Here is an 18,754-nt window from a genome sequence, read left to right as displayed (position 1 = left end):
CTAGAAATGTCGAGTGACCATTTTCAGCCGATCGGTGGCTCGATGCCGAGGGCAATGCTCTTTGACCTCGATGGGACACTTGTCGACACCATGCCTCTGCATTTCCAGGCATATAGGGACGTTCTTGCCGACCTTGGCATCTCTCTCTCCTTCACAACCTTCATGGCTGCATCGGGTGGCGCTGCCAGAGAGACGATCCCGCGTCTTCTGGCGGGGAACGTTTGCGCCCTCCCGGTGGAGGAAATCCATCGTCGCAAGGTAGCAAGGGCAGAGCAGCTTTTTTCGGAAAGCCCGCCATCCAGGCTCCCCTGCGCCATGCTGCTTCCGGCACTCGCGGCCACGTTTCCGATTGGACTTGTCTCCTCCGGCTCACGCAAAAGCGTCGAGACCACCCTCGCCTCAATGGGCTGGAGCTCCGTTTTTCAAGTGGTCATTACCGGTGACGATGTCCAGAAGGGCAAGCCCGATCCGGAAGGGTACCTGAAGGGTGCGCGCGCTCTTGGCGCAGTTCCAGAAGAATGCCTCGTATTCGAGGACATGGATGATGGCGTGGCCGCAGCCAGGGCCGCCGGAATGCAGGTTTTCGACGTCCGGAAAACACTGCCAGCATGGCGCACCGAGCTTGATCACAGCGTAACACGGGTGGCCTGATGCTCTCGATGAATTCCAGCAACGCGCTGCGGCACGACCTCCAGCTACCGCGGACAGAAATTGAACTGTCCGGCTTCTCGGGGGCAAGGATTCTGCTCATTCGCGAAGGGGGCAGCCCTGCCTTTATCCGCAAGATTTCCGGCACGGCCAGCGGAAATTCCAGGCTCCAGGCGCAGGCCATCAAGCAGCGGCTCACGGCCAGTCAGTTGATCGGTTGCGCGACAACTCCAAGAATACTCGATGAAGGCTACATCGACGGGCTCTACTATTTCGACATGGAATACATCAAGGGGCTCGACGGCATCAGCTATCTGCGGACGGCCAGCTTCCCTGCGATCGCACGATTCCTCGACAAGCTACTGATGGCCATCGAGCGCTTTGCGAATCTGGAGAATCCGCAGCAGCTCTTTTCGCCACGGCAGAACTCACTGACGAAATGCCACGAAATCCTCTCGGCCATTCCACGGGAAGATGTTCGGGCGCGAAACGCTGTGCTCGGCCTGATTGGCATCCTCGAAGATGCAAAGATACCGGAAGAGTTGGCCGTAACCGCCTGCCACGGCGACCTGACGCTTGAGAACATCGTGGTAACTGAAGCAGGCGACGTCGTGTTCATCGATTTTCTGGATACGTTTCTCAGCCATTGGATCGCGGATGTCGGCAAGCTCGAACAGGATCTGCGGGCCGGATGGTACATGCGAAAGGCCGAACCTCTGCCTCTCAGCGTCGTGTCCTACTTCCGCCAGGCACTTGCCGCGCTTGCAAGCAGGCGCCTGAAGGACTCACCCGAGTTACTCCCGATCGTCCTCTGTGTCCATCTTGCCCGGATACTGCCCTATACCAGGACGCACGAAGACCGCAGCTTCGTTCTCGACCGTCTAGAGCAGTTGCTCGCAAAACAGATTTAGATCGACTATTAAAGAAGGTTCCCATTGCATGAAAGTCATCGTTCCCTGCGGCGGAAGGTCCTCGCGCTACCCGGGCATGCCGCCGAAATGGTCGCTGCCATCGAACAATGGACGCCCCATGATAGCAGAGGCCGTCAGCAAGCTCGACGTCAACCATGACGATCTTATCATTACGATCCTGAAGGAACACGACGAGAAGTATGACGCGCGCGCGGGTCTGCGTGCGACATTCGGCAAGGCGGTGGAAATCGTCGTCCTGGACGAACCAACGGCAAGCCAGCCGGAGACGGTCACACGCACCTTGCAGGCCACGGGACTGTCGGAGCCCTTCCTCGTCAAGGACAGCGACAACAGCTTTGCCCTGTCGGATATTGATCGCCCATACAACTATGTCGCCTGCGAATCCTTGAATAGTTTTGACGCCATCAATCCGCGCAACAAGAGCTATATCAAGACGGACGATTCCGGGGTTATCATGGCCATCCGCGAGAAGGAGGTGATCTCCGATCTCTTCTCCGTCGGCGGTTATTTCTTTCGCAACCCCGCCCAGTATGTCGCTCTTTATGAGAAGCTGAAAGAGGAACGCGCCACCTGGCAGCGCGAGCTCTACACCTCCGACATCATCGCGGGCATGATCCTTGATGGCGAACCCTTCTCCTCCTGCCGCGTCACCGATTATCAGGATTGGGGAACATTGAAGGAGTGGCGCCGGAACCTGCAGCAAAAGGGCAGCTATTTCATCCTGCTCGACGGCTTCATACTGGAAAGAGGCAATGCGCACTTTTCCCCCCGCTTTGCCGATGTGGCAGCCAACGAGGAGGCCGTCTCCGTAACGCGGGAGCTGATCGCGGAAGGACATCGTGTCGTCTTCATTTCGATTCGTCCCGAAAGCGCACGTCAGGAAACCGAACAGCAGCTGGCGGCACTTGGACTGCCAGCAGGGGACATCCTGTTCGACATGCCGATCGGCCGATACAGCGTCATCAGCGCGCCACATCCCACCGTTCCCTTCACCAGCGCAAACAGTCTTGAAGTGGACCCAAGCGAACCCCGCCTGGCAATGAGGATGCGGTTCGATGATTAAATCAGGCCGGCGAGAGGACGCCTCTCTCCTGAAGAACAGACATGCTCTTGAGACCGCGCTGCAGCTCGGCTTTGTCCTGACTTGGGCAGGATAAAGCCCCAAGTCATCAATCACCTGTATCGGATGGTCACCCGTCCGCTACAGAGCGCAATTGCCGGCTCGGGGCTGGCTTCTCAAAAGACAACGCTATGACGCCCCCTTGGACAGGGCCATTGTTGGCGCCAAGAAGGTTATGCTGCGAAAGTGGGTCACTGACCGCCGCTGAGCCAGTTTTCGCCATGTGAAGAAAATCGAAAGATGCAGCGCTGCGCTCGTACGTCACATGAGCATAGACTCCAAAACACGCCCCTCAGTTTTGTTCTGCCCTTTTGCCATGGAGGCAATCCGTCGATTGCGTCAGAGCAAGGCTGTCCAGCCGGCGGATGCCTGTAAAGGATGTTTGGTGGGGGACGGACGTCATCGGCAGTTGACGCAGCTTTATGTCTCAAAAGCAGCGGCCAATTTATCATGAAGTCAGATTATTGTTATCCATCAAAGAGATGGAATGGCGCACCCGAAGAGATTCGAACTCCTGACCCCCAGATTCGTAGTCTGGTGCTCTATCCAGCTGAGCTACGGGTGCGTGCCGCAGAAACATGTTCCGTTGGCGTGGCGATCCTCTAAAACGTCCTCATGTTGAATGCAAGCGATTTTGCTGGAAATTTGTCATTTTCCTGCAATGAATTTTACAAACCATTGAAAATGTTGGTTTTTCCAATTTTCCGAATGACCGCGAAACCGCACGCATTGGAAAAGGCCGTTAGACCTGCTGTTTAACGCTGGCAACAAGACGGCGGTTAACTTCGCCTGCAGATGCGCTTACGAATCGAGATCGGCGCGGTCTGCGATCTCGATTCGAAACTGCGTGCCCAGCCCGGCCTTTTCGACGAGCGCAATCGTGCCCTTGTGCGACAGGACGAGCTCCCGGGCGATGACGAGGCCAAGCCCGGTACCGCCGGAGCGCGCCGAACCGCGGAACGCCGAGAAGAGGTTTTCTCTGGCCTTTTGCGGCATACCCGGACCGTTATCGTCAATCACGATGCTCACGACCTGGCCGTTGCGCTGCGCGGCTATCGTCAGCCGCTTGTCGGGGAAGTCCTCGTCACTTGCCTGCTGCAGCGCCTGAACGCTGTTGCGACAGAGATTGTAGAGCACGCGGAACAGCTGCTCGCTGTCCGCATCGATCCGCAAGCCGGGAGGCACGTTATCGATGAAATTGATGCCGCCAGCAGGATCGATCGCCAGGATATCCTTCACATCCTGCACCAGCTCATCCAGGTCGATCATTCGCCTTTTAGGCGCGCCCTCCGTGGCCTGCCCGTAGGCCAGAACCTCGCTGGTATAACCCACGGCCCGGTCTATGGTGCGAAGCAGCTTGGGCGCGAAACTGCGCACCATTGGATCTTCGACATCCACAAGCCTGTCCGACATGAGTTGGGCCGACGACAGGATGTTGCGCATGTCATGATTGATCTTGGATACGGCAAGTCCCAGATCGGCCAGATTCTTCTGCTGCCGAAGCGTTTTCTGCAGCTGCGTCTGCATGTCTGCCAGATGCCGGCCAGCCACCGCCAGCTCATCGCTTCCATCCTCCGGCCTGAACACCCGCGCGGGATCGTCCGGCTGCTCGGAAAATCCCTGCATACCGAGCGTCAGCCTTCGTATGGGCCTGATCAGAATGCGATTGATGGAGACGAAGATCAGACTTGCGGTGATCAGCGACAGCGCGACCGAAATCATCAGCACATTTCCGGCATAGGCAATCATCGCGGCCCTGAGCTTATGCTCGCCGATGACGATTTCGATGATCATGTTGCTGTCACCGATGACGTCGAACACCCGGATGACGCGGTTGCCGCCAAACAGGAGCACGGAAAAAGCATCGCGCACGGCGGCCAGTTGCGAGACGTCGGAAAGGTCGTATTGGTCGTCTACACTCGGCGGCACTTCGGTGGCGGCGAGAAGCGTGGATGTCCCATCCTTCTTCAGGGCGATGAGCTTGGCGCCGGTGGCCAGCAGCGTATCGTTCTGGACGCTTCTGGGCAGTTCCGTCTGCAAGCCATCGATCACCACGCCGGCAGCTGCGGCCGTGTTCAGCCGGTCGCGCAGCCAGGAGAGACGCATATTCGCAACGGACGGGACGAAGATCAGCACTTCGGCGATCATCACGAAGATCACCGTCAACAGCAGCAGGCGGCCGGACAAGCCCTTCGTCAAGGCAGGCACTTCGCTCTGCGGATCCGCATCCTCGCGATCGGTCCTGTTTATGACTGTCGAAAACACCAGGCCTGTTCCTGTTGATACGTGGGCCTCTGGTTTCATATCGGCGCTGGGACAGAATTCCAAGCTATAATGAGGTCTTCGGCCAGATTTTCAAGGAGATACGAAAACTCTTGCGCCGGAACGAACGAAAACGCCGCCAAAAGCGGCGGCGTTAACTGAGGTGATCATGCCCTGACAGGCTTAGAATTCCTGCCAGTCATCCTTGACCTGGGCAACCGCTGCCGAGCCGTTGAAGGCCTTGGCGACGCTTCCCATCATCTTGCGGGCAGGTGACGAAACGGGCGCAGAGCGCGACGTTGCGGCTGCCGGTCTGGAAGGTGCTGCCGCGTAGGACGGAGCGGCGGCCATATCGTTGCCGAGCCTGAAGCGGCCAACCAGCGCCACCAGGTTCTGCGTTTCGGCGCTGAGCTTGTGGGTAGCAGCAGACGTCTCTTCGACCATTGCGGCATTGCGTTGCGTCACCTGGTCCATCTGGTTGATAGCCGTGTTGACTTCCTGCAGGCCGGTCGATTGCTCCTTTGCAGCCGTTGCGATCGAGTGGATGTGGTCGTTGATGCCAAGCACACGCTTTTCGATTTCGTCAAGGGCTTCGCCGGTGCGCTGCACCAGTGTCACACCATGGCCGACTTCCTCGCCGGATTTGGTGATCAAGGCCTTGATGTCCTTGGCGGCGTTGGCCGAACGTTGCGCCAGTTCGCGAACTTCCTGCGCAACAACCGCAAAGCCCTTGCCCGCCTCTCCGGCACGCGCCGCCTCAACGCCGGCATTCAGCGCCAGCAGATTGGTCTGGAAAGCGATCTCATCGATGACGTTGATGATCTGGCTGATTTCGCGCGATGCCTGCTCGATACGACCCATGGCGGAAACGGCTTCGCGCACGACCTTGGCGGAATGCGCCGTCTTTTCCTTGGTATCCGAGACCATGACGCTTGCTTCCTGCGCACGGTCGGTTGAGTTGCGGACGACAGCGGTGATCTCGTCAAGCGCGGCGGAGGTTTGCTCCAGTGCTGCAGCCTGCTGCTCGGTGCGGCGGGAAAGATCATCAGCAGCAGAGCGAAGCTCGTTGGCATTGCCGCTGATGCCCTCGGTGCTTCCGCGAACCTCGGACATGGTGCCCTTGAGCTTGTAGAGCGTCTCGTTCACATTCGACTGCAGCTGTGCGAAGACGCCGTGGTAGCTGCCATTCATCGTCTGCGTCAGATCGCCATTTGCAAGCGTTGCAATCACCCGTCCTGTTTCCGTCACGCCGTTGTCGACGCTGGTCAGAAGCGAATTGATGTTGGCCGCAAAGCGGTTGAGGTTGTCGTCGCCGTAATCCTTGGTGATGCGGGCGGTAAAATCGCCGGCCGCTGCTGCGCTGACGACCTCGGCCATGCCAGCCTGCAGATCGTCGCTCTTGGCACGCATGGCGGCTTCCTGCGCATTCATCCGCCGGACTTCCAGCCCGTTGCGCTTGAACACCTGGACGGCATCAGCCATCTCGCCGATTTCATCCTTGCGGCCAAGATAGGGTACCTCTGCCTCAAGATCACCTTCCGCTACGGCATTCATGGAGCCGGACAGCTTGAGGATAGGACCGCTCAGCTCCTTGGAAGCCATATAGAGACCAAGCAGCATACCTGCAATCACACCGGCTGCGGTAACAATCACCACGACGAGGAAAATGGTATGTCCGAAGTTTTCGACATGAACCTTGAACTCGGAAAGTTGCTTGAGGTCGGCCTTCACGACGGCATCGATTTCAGCCTGATATGCCTTGCGGTTCTCACGGTTGGCTTCGTTGTTGCCTTGCGCGTTTGCATCCTGCGGGCTGACTTCGCGACCCAGGCGCGCAGTCTCGGTCCGGAATGTACGGAATTCCTCGAAACGTTTCTCGAGATTGGCGAACTGGGCTGCCTGGTCTGCAGGAACCTGTGGCTTCCACTCTTTCAAAAGAGCATCCATATCCTTGAGGTTCTTCAACAGGCCTTCAGCAAACTTGCCAGCGGCTTCCTTGTCCTTGGCGGCGTAGATACCACGCGCCTCCATAACGACAGCGGTTACGAGCCGGTTCAGCGCCTCGCCACGGCGCGCGCGATCGGCAATCATGTCAAGCGCGACCGTCTGGTTCTGATATTCTTTGATCGCATAGATCGACAGACCACCGATCGTACATGCGACAAGGCTTAGAAGCCCCACCAGAAGGTTGATCTTTCCCCGTATTCTCAACTGCTTAGCCCCCTAAAAATGCCCTATCCCACATCAATATGAGACAATTCGAAAATAGCATTCATCCATAACTATCTTTAGCGATGCTCCCTTAATAAAGAATTTCTGCGTGTAGTCCTTTTCTGTTTTCCATTTTGAAGAAACGCCATCGCCAACCAGCGTAAAGCCGGTCGAGATATGCTGTATTTTACTTTCATCAAAAATACAGAGAGACCGCTTTGGCCCTCAGCGATTGACTTTGCAGGCCCTAAGCCCTTATAAGCCCGCACGTTCGGGCATCTCACCGCTTGCGCTGAGGTCCGGACGTTAATCGAAACGCTCTTGTTCCATAAGGAACAAAGTCAAGAAGGGCCGCACCCCGCGGTATTAAATAAATGTCGAAGCGTACTTTCCAGCCATCCAAGCTTGTTCGCAAGCGTCGTCATGGTTTCCGCGCGCGCATGGCTACTGCCGGCGGTCGCAAGGTTCTGGCTGCTCGCCGCGCACGCGGTCGCGCCCGTCTTTCGGCCTGATTGGCCGTAGCCCGATGAAAGTCGTGGCAAATGACGCATGAGAAGAAAATACCCGGTCGGTTGAAAAGTCGACCGGAGTTTCTTGCTGTTCAGGCAGGGGAAAAGAGACGTGGCAGCAAATTTCTTCTGGAAGTGCTGGACCGTCGCCAACCCGAAACCGCGCCGCGCGTTGGTTTTACTGTCACGAAGCGGCAGGGAAATGCGGTCGAACGCAATCGTATGCGTCGCCGCTTGAGGGAAGCCGTCAGGCTTTCAGCCGGGTTTGCAATGAAGCCCGGGCATGACTATGTGATTGTCGCCCGAAGGGACGCATTGAACACCGAATTCGCCGTACTGGAACACTTGCTCATAGAGCGGATCGAGGGACGCGCGAAATCCGGACGCCCCCGGGAGACCCGCTCCAGGAAAGAATGATGGAAAAAAACCGCAACTACTTTATCGCGATAGGCCTTTCGGTTGTCATCGTACTAGCCTGGCAGTTCCTTTACATGAACCCGCGCATCGAACAGCAGCGCCGCGCCGAAGAGGCACGTCAGGCGCAGCAGGCGACGCAGCAGAGCCAGACGGCGCAGACGCCCGCACCTGGCACGACATCACCCGGCTCGACGGCACCCGCAGGCAGCCTTCCCGGCTCCACCAGCCAGCAGGCCGCGACCGTTTCGCGTGACGAAGCGCTTGGCAGGTCTCAGCGCGTCCAGATCGAAACGAATGCGGTTGCAGGTTCCATCAACCTCAACGGTGCGCGCCTCGACGATATCCGTCTCAAGGATTACCGCGAGACCGTGGATGACTCGAGCCCGATCATCACCCTGTTCTCTCCTTCCGATACGAAGGATGGCTATTTTACCGAGCTTGGCTTCATTGCCGGTGATGCTGTGGGCACCGTTCCTGGCCCCTCCACCGTCTGGACCGCTCCTGAAGGCGCCAAGCTGACCGAGAAAACCCCGGTCACGCTGTCTTTCACCAACGAAAAGGGCATTGTTTTCAATCGTACGCTTGCGATTGACGAACATTACATGATCTCGGTCACCGACAAGATCGAGAACCCTGGCCAGGAGCCGGTGTCGTTTTCGACCTATGGCCGCATCACCCGCAACAACAAGCCCGCAACACCCGCCGTCTTCGTTATTCATGAAGGCTTTCTGGGCGTTGCCGGTACCGATGGAAGCCTGACGGAAGAGTCCTACAAGAACATCGAGGAAAAGCCTTTCTCGACACCAAAGGCGACCGGCGGATGGCTTGGCATTACCGACAAGTACTGGGCTGCCGCCATTGTGCCGCCGCAGACCCTTCCTGTTGAAGCCCGCTACTCCCATTTCACGGATGGCCAGCCACGGTATCAGGCCGATTATCGCGGCGACGCCGTTACCGTTGCGCCCGGCCAGTCGGTTGAGCTGAAGAACCTCGTCTTTGCCGGTGCAAAGGAAGTGCCGCTGGTTGACCGTTACGAGGCTGAGTACAGCATTCCAAAATTCGATCTCCTGATCGATTGGGGCTGGTTCTACTTCATCACCAAGCCGATGTTCAAACTGATGGATTTCTTCTTCCGTTACTTTGGCAACTTCGGCGTGGCCATCCTGCTGACCACAATCGTCGTCAAGCTGCTGTTCTTCCCGCTGGCCAGCAAGCAATATGCGTCCATGGCCAACATGAAGCGCGTTCAGCCGAAGATGGAAGAGCTGAAAGCCAAGCATGGCGATGACCGCATGGCCATGCAGCAGGCAATGATGGCGCTCTACAAGGAAGAGAAGATCAATCCGGTGGCTGGCTGCTGGCCGATGCTGCTGCAGATTCCGGTCTTCTTCGCGCTCTACAAGGTCATCTACGTCACCATCGAAATGCGCCACGCGCCGTTCTTTGGCTGGATTCACGACCTGTCTGCGCCGGATCCAACGTCTCTGTTCAATCTGTTCGGGCTTCTGCCCTATGACGTCCCGCACGCATTGATGATCGGCGTCTGGCCAATCATCATGGGCATCACCATGTTCATGCAGATGCGTATGAACCCGACGCCTCCAGATCCGACACAGGCGCTGATCTTCACCTGGATGCCGCTCGTCTTCACCTTCATGCTGGCGTCCTTCCCCGCAGGTCTCGTGATCTACTGGGCATGGAACAACACGTTGTCCATCACGCAGCAGGCTCTCATCATGAAGCGCCACGGTGCCAAGATCGAGCTGTTTGACAACCTCAAGGGCTTGTTCAAGCGAAAGCCGGTGGAAACCAAATGACCAGCGATATCAAAGGCGGCGAACCGGCAACGGAAAAGCCGCTCTTCGGAAGGCCCTGGATCTTCATTCGCGGTGTTCCCGCCATGAAGTTCCTGCCGCCTGAAGGTCCGCCCGAGATCGCCTTTGCCGGACGCTCGAATGTCGGCAAGTCCTCGCTCATCAACGCGCTCGTCGGCCATCGCGGGCTGGCGCGCACGTCGAACACGCCGGGCCGTACCCAGGAGCTGAATTACTTCGTTCCCGAGGGCTACTCCGGCGAGGCGGGCGATCTTCCGCCGATGGCACTTGTCGATATGCCGGGCTATGGTTACGCGCAGGCGCCCAAGGATCAGGTCGATGCCTGGACCAAGCTGGTATTCGATTATCTTCGCGGTCGCGCCACGCTCAAGCGCGTCTATGTGCTGATCGACTCCCGCCATGGCATCAAGAAGAATGACGAAGACGTCCTGTCGCTATTGGACAAGGCGGCCGTCTCCTACCAAATCATTTTGACCAAGACGGACAAGATCAAGGAAGCGGGCGTCCCGCGCCTCGTCAACGAGACACTTGAAAAAATTCGCAAGCGTCCAGCTGCCTATCCCGAGGTTCTGGCGACGTCATCCGAAAAATCCGCAGGGCTCGATCTGGTGCGTGCGGAAATCTGCAAGACTGTCGGTATCAGCTGATTGTTGCGAGGTGGCTCACGCCGCCTCGTTTTGCATCCGGCCCTAAACAGTCTGTCCCGGCCTTGCGCATCCCGCTTTCAGTAAGCAGAAAAGAGCAGGACAGCTGCCCATAGCAGCGCCGCCGACGTCGTCAGGCGCCAGAAGCGCACCGAATTCCATAAAGCCGAAACAATGGCGAACCGCCCGTAGATGCTGCGATGCAGCCGGTCATTGGATCGACGCAGGGCATGGTCCATGGATGCATCGACATAGGAGGAAAATGTCCGTTGGTCGCTTCGGTTTCCATCAGCGAGGTTTTCCTGCCAGCGGCGAACCATGGCCGCGAACTGGCGATCGGTTTTTACCCGCTTGGCAAGTTCGGCGCTGGCATCGGGGCTCAACGCTCCGAGCACATATTCGCCCGCAAGCACCTCGTCTTTCAAACCGCTTCGCTTTTCCCGATCCGGCAAGGTCATTCGTCCCTAAACTCCTGGCATTGTGCGCCATCGCCTCCAAAACGATCTGCCAGCCCAACGGGACGACGCGCGCACTCCCGCAGACAAAGCTGGTCCGATTGCGCCCATATGTCAATCCGACAGGGCGGGTCTGCGCGATCACGTTTGAAATTTCTGCGCGTGATGGATCCCTAGCTTGTTTCATCTGTCAAAAACTTGGGTTAAAAGCGCGGCAATCAATGACGAGGTTATTTCCCATGGCGACTTCCGAAAGCGAAATGCAGGCCCGGCTTCTGGCGCAAGCCCTGCCTTTCATGCAGAAATATGAAAACAAGACCATCGTCGTGAAATATGGCGGCCACGCCATGGGAGACAGCAGCCTCGGCAAGGCTTTCGCAGAAGACATCGCCCTGCTCAAGCAATCCGGTATCAACCCCATCGTTGTCCATGGCGGCGGCCCGCAGATCGGTGCCATGCTGGGCAAGATGGGCATCGAGTCCAAATTCGAAGGCGGTCTTCGTGTCACCGATGCCAAAACCGTCGAGATTGTCGAGATGGTTCTGGCCGGTTCGATCAACAAGGAGATTGTCGCCCTCATCAACCAGACGGGCGAATGGGCCATCGGCCTGTGCGGCAAGGACGGCAACATGGTCTTTGCCGAAAAGGCGAAGAAGACCGTCATCGATCCCGACAGCAATATCGAGCGCGTTCTCGATCTTGGCTTCGTCGGCGAAGTGGTGGAAGTCGACCGGACCCTGCTCGATCTGTTGGCCAAATCCGAAATGATCCCGGTCATCGCACCGGTCGCCCCCGGTCGTGACGGCGCGACCTACAACATCAATGCCGACACCTTTGCCGGTGCCATCGCCGGTGCGCTCCATGCCAGCCGCCTTCTGTTCCTGACCGATGTTGAGGGCGTTCTCGACAAGAACAAGGAACTGATCAAGGAATTGACGGTGTCGCAGGCCCGCGCCCTGATCAAGGATGGCACCATCTCCGGCGGCATGATCCCCAAGGTCGAGACCTGCATCGACGCCATCAAGGCGGGTGTTCAGGGCGTTGTCATCCTCAACGGCAAGACGCCGCATTCGGTTCTTCTGGAAATCTTCACCGAAGGCGCAGGCACGCTCATCGTTCCCTGATCGCTGAGGTCAGCCTGTTTTTTGCACCCGGCCTTGCGCGTCCGGGTGCACCTACCAGAACAGCAACCCCAGAATGCCGCTGACAATCAGCAGACAGCCCGCCAGCTCCATGGGATTGGTCTTTTCGCGGAACAGAAACCATGACGCGATGAAGGTGAAGATCAACTCGATTTGCCCAAGCGCACGCACATAGGCCACCTGCTGCAGCGTCATGGCCGTAAACCAGCAGGCGGAACCCAGAATTCCCGCGATGCCCACCAGCGACGACGAGCGCCAGGTGACGAGCACCTGCACGATTTCCCGCTTGTCCTTCCACGCCATCCACACCAGCATGAAAACGGTTTGAAAACTGGTGACACATGCCAGCGTAACCGCCGCCGACATGATGGGACCCGTGCCATCAAGCGCCAGCGAAGCGCTTCGATAGGCCACCGCCGATATGCCGAAGATGCCGCCGGATGCGATACCGATAAGGGCGGTGCGGCTGGTCATGGCGGCGACCATGTTGCGCCATGACAAGGGCATCCGCGCCATGGAGATCATCATCACACCGGCAACGCCGACCAGTATGGCGATTACCGCGCCCGACGTCAGCTTTTCGCCGAGAAGGAGGAAGCCGAAAAGTGCGGCCTGGACCGGCTCTGTCTTCGAGTAGGCGGTACCGACCGCAAAATTGCGCAGCGAAAACAGGTGGACGAGCAGCATGGTCGCAAAAATCTGCGCCAGACCGCCTACCACCACCCAGATGAAGAAGGCGCCGCTGAAGTCGGGGAAGCCCTGCCCTGCGCCAAGATGCAGGAACAGCACGTAGAGAATGGCGATCGGAAATCCGTAGCCGAAGCGCACGAAGCTTGCGCCACGCGTCCCGAGCGATCCCTGCAGATGTTTTTGCAAGGCAGATCGCAGGTTCTGCATGAAGGCAGCGGCGATGGTGATGGGGATCCAGAGTTCCATGCCCATGGGGTACCATGCCGCGGCCCTGCCGCCCAAGGTCGGAAAAGGAGAAGACAGTCGCCTTTTCGATTTTCTTTACGCTGACAAAAGGGCATAACAGCAACATGAAAATGATACCGCAGACTGCACCGACGCCGGACGATTTCTCCCATGTAACCGAATGGGTCTTCGATCTCGACAATACGCTTTACCCCCATGAGGTGAACCTGTTTTCGCAGATCGACAGGAACATGACCGCCTATGTCGCGGAACTCCTGCAACTGGAGCCGGACGAGGCGCGCGCCTTGCAGAAGCGCTATTATCACGAGCACGGAACCACGCTTCAGGGGCTGATGATCCATTACGGCATCGACCCCAATGCATTTCTGGAGCGCGCTCACGCCATCGACTATTCGATGCTGTCGCCCAACCCCGAACTGGGAGAAGCGATCAAGGCCCTGCCCGGTCGCAAGTTCATTCTGACCAATGGCAGCGTGCCGCACGCGCAGGCCGCCGCCGGTGCTCTGGGCATTCTCGACCATTTCGAGGATATCTTCGACATCGTGGCGGCTGACTTCCTGCCCAAGCCTGCCAGCGCGACCTACGAGAAATTTGCGGCACTGGCCAAGCTGGATACGAAGCAGGCGGCCATGTTTGAAGACCTGCCGCGCAACCTCGCCGCACCGAAGGCGCTGGGCATGAAGACCGTGCTTCTGGTGCCGCGCAATCTCGAAGGCATCGTCATGGAAAGGTGGGAAATTCCTGCCGAGACTGACGAGCATATCGACTTCATCACCGACGACCTCACGGCCTTCCTGCAGGGTGTGACCACGACCGCAAAGTGATCGACGTTACCGATTTGTCATCCACATTACTGATCTTTAAGTGGTGGAAAGACAGGCGGGCCGCTACCTTTTCAATCAGGGACATATTTGAAAGGTATCGACAATGACGACACGAAAAATCGCCCTTACGGCTCTTGGCGCGGCCCTGTTGCTGGCAACCACAGCCCCGATGACGATGGCCGCCCCGCGCGGCGGTCCAGACCGGGATGGCCCACGCATGCGTCCCGAAGCGGCTTTCGTCTACCTGCTGAAGGTTGCCGACACCAACAAGGATGGCAAGATCACCAAGGAAGAGTTCGCGGCACGCCAGGACGCGCTGTTTACGGACATCGACCAGAGCAAGGACGGATCCATTACGCCCAAGGAAATGCGCGATTATCGCCGGGCGAAAATGGAAGAGTTCCGCGCCGCCAACCCACGGCCAGAACGGGCGGATGCCAAGGGCCCTGAGGGCAAGGGTGGTCCTGAACACGCGGAACGCGACGGCAAACGCCATGAAGGCCGCAAGGACGAAGCCAGAATGGAAGGCGGAAAGGGTCGCCACGGCGGCAGGTTTGGCGGCATGTTCGCCATGGCCGACACCGACGGAAACGGCCAGATCAGCAAGGCTGAGTTCACCGCCGCCGGAGAAAAGATGTTCGCCCGGATGGACACGAACAAGGATGGCGCCATCAATATTGACGACATGCCTGCCCGTCCATTCCTGTAATCGCATCTGAGCGATGACCAAAGCGAAGCCCGCCCGCCATGGCGGGCTTTTTTTGGTGCGCAAACAGTATTTGCGAGCGCCATGCGACGGTGCTAGATTTGCACGATCCGGCGGCGAATGACACCCTTGCGGTCCCAGTTACCTAGCCGGACGCCCCGCACCGCATCTTAGCATTTCGACAGGACCGTTCCGTGAGCATCGCCACACTTCTCGCCTATGCTGCCGCCCTTTTCATCGCAGCCGCCATTCCCGGCCCGGGCATGACGGCTATCGTCGCACGCGCGCTGGGATCCGGCTTTCGGGAAACTTTTTTCATGGGGCTCGGCCTCGTGCTGGGCGACATGGTCTACCTCACGGCTGTCATCCTTGGCCTTGCCTTCGTGGCACAGACGTTTCAGGAAGCCTTCATGGTGCTGAAATTCGCCGGCGCCGCATATCTTCTTTACATCGCCTGGAAACTGTGGACGGCAGGGCTTCTGCCGCAAGACCTGGAGGCCAGAAAAAGCACCAGCATGACCATGTCCTTCCTTTCCGGCCTGTTCATCACGCTCGGAAACCCCAAAACGATGCTGTTTTATGTGGCGCTGGTTCCCACGCTGATTGACATTCGCACAATCGGCACCACGCAATATGTGATGCTGCTGGCGGTGACATTTTCGGTGCTGATGGCGGTTCTGCTGCCCTACATTCTGCTGGCCTCCAAGGCCCGACTGCTTCTGAAGCGCCCGTCGGCGCTGACCATTCTCAACCGGACAGCGGCCGGAATTCTGGCGGCCACCGCAGCAATGATTGCGACGCGGACAAGCTGAGGTCATTCTTTCGGGGTTTGGCCCTGAAATGAGAACGACATACTCCGATGGCAGGAATTTACGCATGTCGATCCTCTGGCATCGGCGCGCCATTCCTCCTATTCTGCAAAAAACCTTGCATTTGCACCATGGGAGCACGTGATGTCTGAAGCCAGAAAACCCGGACGCGGGCGGATTTATTCCTCGATCACCGAGACAATCGGCGACACGCCGCTGGTGCGCCTCGACAAGCTGGCGAAGGAGCATAACGTCAAGGCGACAATCCTGGCCAAGCTGGAGTTCTTTAACCCGATTGCGTCTGTCAAGGACCGTATCGGCGTTGCCATGATCGAGGCGCTGGAAGCGCAGGGCCGGATAACGCCCGGAACCACAACGCTGGTTGAACCGACCTCCGGCAACACAGGCATCGCGCTTGCCTTTGCGGCTGCCGCCAAGGGCTACAAGCTGATCCTGACCATGCCTGAGACGATGTCGACCGAGCGTCGCAAGATGCTGGCACTTCTGGGTGCCGAGCTGGTGCTGACCGAGGGCCCGAAGGGCATGAAGGGCGCCATTGCCAAGGCGCATGAGCTGGCGGAAACCATTCCAAATGCCGTCATTCCGCAGCAGTTCGAGAACCCTGCCAACCCCGAAATTCACCGCAAGACAACGGCGGAGGAAATCTGGAACGACACGCAGGGCAATGTCGATATCTTCGTCTCAGGGATTGGCACCGGCGGCACGATTACCGGTACCGGCCAGGTGCTGAAGTCGCGCAAGCCGGACCTCAAGGTGGTGGCCGTCGAGCCCGCCGACAGCCCGGTTCTCTCAGGCGGCAATCCCGGCCCGCACAAGATCCAGGGCATCGGCGCAGGCTTTGCACCCGCCGTTCTGGACACGCAGATCTATGACGAAATCGTCGCCATTACCAATGACGAAGCGTTTGAAACTGCCCGCGAGGTTGCCCGGCTGGAAGGCGTTCCGGTCGGCATTTCCTCAGGTGCTGCCCTATCGGCAGCGCTCAAGGTCGGCGCGCGGGAAGAAAATGCCGGAAAGACTGTTGTCGTCATCATCCCGTCCTTTGCTGAACGCTATTTGTCCACAGCACTCTTCGAGGGTCTGGGTCTCTAAAGGCTGCCAGTTCCGGCCTGACAGGGGTTTGCTCCGGGCATGGTGCAGACCCCTCGCCTGAAAAGGCGTGACTTGTCTGGCATGTCCACACCGTTTTCCGTTTTCGCGCCGGGAGCCGCCATCTGGATGCATCCGTCGCAAAGCGCACCCGTCATCTTGTTCGTGATGTCAAAAAACCCGGCAAGCTTCATTCCAAGCTTCGCCGTTCACGCGGCAGAGGCTGCCCGTGGTATGCTTCCTTCTCTGGCCCCATGACCATTTGCGGCCATGGGTATGTCGGACGGGGCGCTGCAAGCTGCCTCGTTGGGTAGTCTATAAGTGGCACCTTTCAGCGCCCCGTTCGGCTCTTTTGGCCAAACAGCAATCCTCTTGCCACGGATGGCAGACACCGGATGGCAAGGGTAAAACCTTGCCGGAGAGCCGGTCGGACATTGCCAAGGCCCGACCCTTCCCATCCGGGTGGTGCCATCCCTTGCGGAAAGGCACCCTGCCAGTTCAGCCACACCTGCCTTCATCCCTGCCCGCGCCGAAAAATCAAGGCGCGGACCGGAACGACCCGTCTCCCGCAAGATCCGCACCCGCCAGCCCCGGCCAGATGCATCCCTCGCGATCCGTCCGCACCGTCTCAATGAACGGGCGGGGCAGATGCAGCGTCTTCCTGTGTACCGCCTGACTTTCGCTTCAATCCCTGATGGTCGCGTTCGACCAGAGGACGATGAGCTGTCGGTACACCCGGCGACGAGGCTCCTGGCACAGGGAAGGGCAACTTCAGACTGTGGTTCAGCCTGACGACGCCATCCACGCAACCAGGTCGGGCATCGGGAAGATGACACGGCCGGTCCGAAACCGCGCCACCCTCCTCCCGTTGCCGCCGGGGGGATTGCTGCTCGACCCCGATGGGGGAGAGGATGCGTAGCCTCTTACCCACCAGCGCCGATCCCGCCTCGCCGCAACGCCTTGCGGTGTATCCGAGGGCGGAACGGGAGAATTGTGCTTCAGGTGCAGAGTGTGTGAATGAAATGCAGAAAGAATTTTGAGGGTTTTTGCGGAGCAATAGATAAGGCGTTGATTTATCGAGATTATTTCTTGCGTTTTGCCCTACCTCCTACCTCCTGCCTCCTGCTCACTGCTGCGATGCCTTCGTACGTAGACCTCGTTTGAAAGCCGCTGCGCCCACCCCACCCTCCGTCACCCCGGACTTGATCCGGGGTCCAGCAGGCGCGCGTCTGCGCGCCGGGGGACGTTTTCTTCCGCCGGCCCCGTGGTTGGAGTCCTCTCGCCTTGCAGACGCAAGGCGGCTGGATCCCGGATCAAGTCCGGGATGACGGGGGAAAGGGGGTGCGTTCGGGACGCCGACGGAAGGGAGTGGCCGGGTGGTTGATGGAGGGCAAGTGTCCCGTTGCGACGGACGATAGGAGACCGGATGAAAGGTTGAGACGAGAGATGGGCCGTGGAGACACGCGGAAGGCGGGTGCCTTTGGTAATGACGAGAGTATTCCGTGGCGGTTGATTGAGGCAGAGGGTTATCCGGGTAGTTGAGAGAGAGGACGCGAGTACTCTTCAAAGCATACAGGGGTGATTGTGAAAGTGCGGTCCGGTCAGGAATTGGCGCGTCCGCGCTAGCTATTTTACCGCCGCGCCCGCCCCACCCTCCGTCACCCCGGACTTGATCCGGGGTCCAGCAGGCGCGCGTCTGCGCGCCGGGAGAAGTATTCGTATGACCGCCCCGTGGTTGGAGTCCTCTCGCCTTGCAGACGCAAGGCGGCTGGATCCCGGATCACGTCCGGGATGACGGGGAGAAGTGGTGCCTCAAGATGCCGACGGAAGGGAGTTGCCGGGTCGTTGATGGATGGCAAGTGTCCCGGTGCGACGGACGATAGGAGACCGGGTGGCAGGTCGGTAATAGAGACGGGCCTTGGAGACCGGAAGGTGGATGCCTTTGGTGATGACGAGAGTATTCCGTGGCGGTTGATTGAGGCAGAGGGTTATCCGGGTGCTGAGAGGAAGCGGGGACGCGGAAAGATTGCCGATGGCGCCCTACAAGGCATAGAGGGGTCATTGCGCAGGAGCGGTCATTGCTGCAAATAGCCAAATGCCTAGTACGGCGACCTCAACCGAACACCGCCGCGCCCGCCGCACCCTCCGTCACCCCGGACTTGATCCGGGGTCCAGCAGGCGCGCGTCTGCGCGC

General features: G+C 58.6%; 16 protein-coding genes and 1 tRNA gene. 12 read left to right on the top strand and 5 right to left on the bottom strand.

What is annotated here, in order from left to right:
* Positions 1-6: 6 nt before the first annotated feature.
* The 3 genes from QRN85_RS06925 to QRN85_RS06915 are packed head-to-tail and all read left to right on the top strand — an operon-like array spanning position 7 to position 2,643.
* Positions 7-651, top strand: coding sequence for an HAD family hydrolase (locus QRN85_RS06925; protein ID WP_284757262.1), 645 nt, complete (start codon positions 7-9; stop codon positions 649-651).
* A complete protein-coding gene (locus tag QRN85_RS06920) occupies positions 651-1,559 on the top strand; it encodes a phosphotransferase (protein WP_113092836.1) in 909 nt (302 codons plus the stop codon). The genes QRN85_RS06925 and QRN85_RS06920 overlap by 1 nt, the downstream gene beginning before the upstream one ends.
* 28 nt (positions 1,560-1,587) lie before the next feature.
* Positions 1,588-2,643: a glycosyltransferase family protein gene (locus tag QRN85_RS06915; RefSeq protein ID WP_284757261.1), complete on the top strand. Its 1,056-nt coding sequence runs from the start codon at positions 1,588-1,590 to the stop codon at positions 2,641-2,643.
* A 545-nt stretch (positions 2,644-3,188) separates the two neighbouring features.
* On the opposite strand, the gene QRN85_RS06910 is transcribed toward QRN85_RS06915, so the two are convergent.
* From QRN85_RS06910 to QRN85_RS06900, 3 genes are all read right to left on the bottom strand, one after another.
* A tRNA-Arg gene (locus tag QRN85_RS06910) sits at positions 3,189-3,265 on the bottom strand.
* Between the two features lie 236 nt (positions 3,266-3,501).
* A complete protein-coding gene (locus QRN85_RS06905; RefSeq protein ID WP_502870771.1) occupies positions 3,502-4,908 on the bottom strand; it encodes an ATP-binding protein in 1,407 nt (468 codons plus the stop codon).
* Positions 4,909-5,145: 237 nt separating this feature from the next.
* Positions 5,146-7,173 (bottom strand): HAMP domain-containing methyl-accepting chemotaxis protein, encoded by a 2,028-nt coding sequence (locus QRN85_RS06900; RefSeq protein ID WP_284757260.1) that lies wholly within the window; start codon positions 7,171-7,173, stop codon positions 5,146-5,148.
* A gap of 374 nt (positions 7,174-7,547) precedes the next feature.
* Between QRN85_RS06900 and rpmH the strand changes: the two genes are divergently transcribed.
* Genes rpmH through yihA form a run of 4 tightly spaced genes read left to right on the top strand, consistent with a single transcriptional unit; the run spans position 7,548 to position 10,581 of the window.
* Positions 7,548-7,685, top strand: coding sequence for a 50S ribosomal protein L34 (gene rpmH / locus QRN85_RS06895; protein WP_010972613.1), 138 nt, complete (start codon positions 7,548-7,550; stop codon positions 7,683-7,685).
* Between the two features lie 30 nt (positions 7,686-7,715).
* On the top strand, positions 7,716-8,099 hold the full coding sequence (gene rnpA, locus QRN85_RS06890; protein WP_284757259.1) for a ribonuclease P protein component: 384 nt from the start codon (positions 7,716-7,718) through the stop codon (positions 8,097-8,099).
* Entirely contained in the window at positions 8,099-9,916 is a 1,818-nt protein-coding gene (yidC, locus tag QRN85_RS06885) for a membrane protein insertase YidC (RefSeq protein WP_112962029.1), read from the top strand. The genes rnpA and yidC overlap by 1 nt, the downstream gene beginning before the upstream one ends.
* The gene (gene yihA / locus QRN85_RS06880) at positions 9,913-10,581 is read left to right on the top strand and encodes a ribosome biogenesis GTP-binding protein YihA/YsxC (protein WP_062586296.1); all 669 of its coding nucleotides are present in this window, start codon (positions 9,913-9,915) and stop codon (positions 10,579-10,581) included. The genes yidC and yihA overlap by 4 nt, the downstream gene beginning before the upstream one ends.
* 77 nt (positions 10,582-10,658) lie before the next feature.
* Here yihA and QRN85_RS06875 read toward each other — a convergent pair whose 3' ends face one another.
* On the bottom strand, positions 10,659-11,036 hold the full coding sequence (locus tag QRN85_RS06875) for a hypothetical protein (RefSeq protein ID WP_062586295.1): 378 nt from the start codon (positions 11,034-11,036) through the stop codon (positions 10,659-10,661).
* A gap of 236 nt (positions 11,037-11,272) precedes the next feature.
* Between QRN85_RS06875 and argB the strand changes: the two genes are divergently transcribed.
* Positions 11,273-12,157: an acetylglutamate kinase gene (argB, locus tag QRN85_RS06870; RefSeq protein WP_062586293.1), complete on the top strand. Its 885-nt coding sequence runs from the start codon at positions 11,273-11,275 to the stop codon at positions 12,155-12,157.
* Positions 12,158-12,208: 51 nt separating this feature from the next.
* Here the strand turns inward: argB and QRN85_RS06865 are convergent, their stop codons facing one another.
* On the bottom strand, positions 12,209-13,111 hold the full coding sequence (locus QRN85_RS06865) for a DMT family transporter (protein ID WP_284757258.1): 903 nt from the start codon (positions 13,109-13,111) through the stop codon (positions 12,209-12,211).
* Between the two features lie 104 nt (positions 13,112-13,215).
* On the opposite strand from QRN85_RS06865, the gene QRN85_RS06860 reads away from it, so the two are divergent.
* The 4 genes from QRN85_RS06860 to cysK all read left to right on the top strand — a co-directional run bounded on the left by QRN85_RS06860 (position 13,216) and on the right by cysK (position 16,563).
* A complete protein-coding gene (locus tag QRN85_RS06860; RefSeq protein WP_062587169.1) occupies positions 13,216-13,935 on the top strand; it encodes a pyrimidine 5'-nucleotidase in 720 nt (239 codons plus the stop codon).
* A 103-nt stretch (positions 13,936-14,038) separates the two neighbouring features.
* A complete protein-coding gene (locus QRN85_RS06855) occupies positions 14,039-14,644 on the top strand; it encodes an EF-hand domain-containing protein (protein WP_284757257.1) in 606 nt (201 codons plus the stop codon).
* Between the two features lie 191 nt (positions 14,645-14,835).
* Positions 14,836-15,453, top strand: a complete 618-nt coding sequence (locus tag QRN85_RS06850) for a LysE family translocator (protein WP_284757256.1) — start codon at positions 14,836-14,838, stop codon at positions 15,451-15,453.
* Between the two features lie 141 nt (positions 15,454-15,594).
* The gene (gene cysK / locus QRN85_RS06845) at positions 15,595-16,563 is read left to right on the top strand and encodes a cysteine synthase A (RefSeq protein WP_284757255.1); all 969 of its coding nucleotides are present in this window, start codon (positions 15,595-15,597) and stop codon (positions 16,561-16,563) included.
* Positions 16,564-18,754 lie beyond the last annotated feature (2,191 nt).

Source organism: Agrobacterium sp. fls2-241-TYG-188a (assembly GCF_030209845.1).
This window is presented reverse-complemented; position numbering and strand designations above follow the sequence as displayed.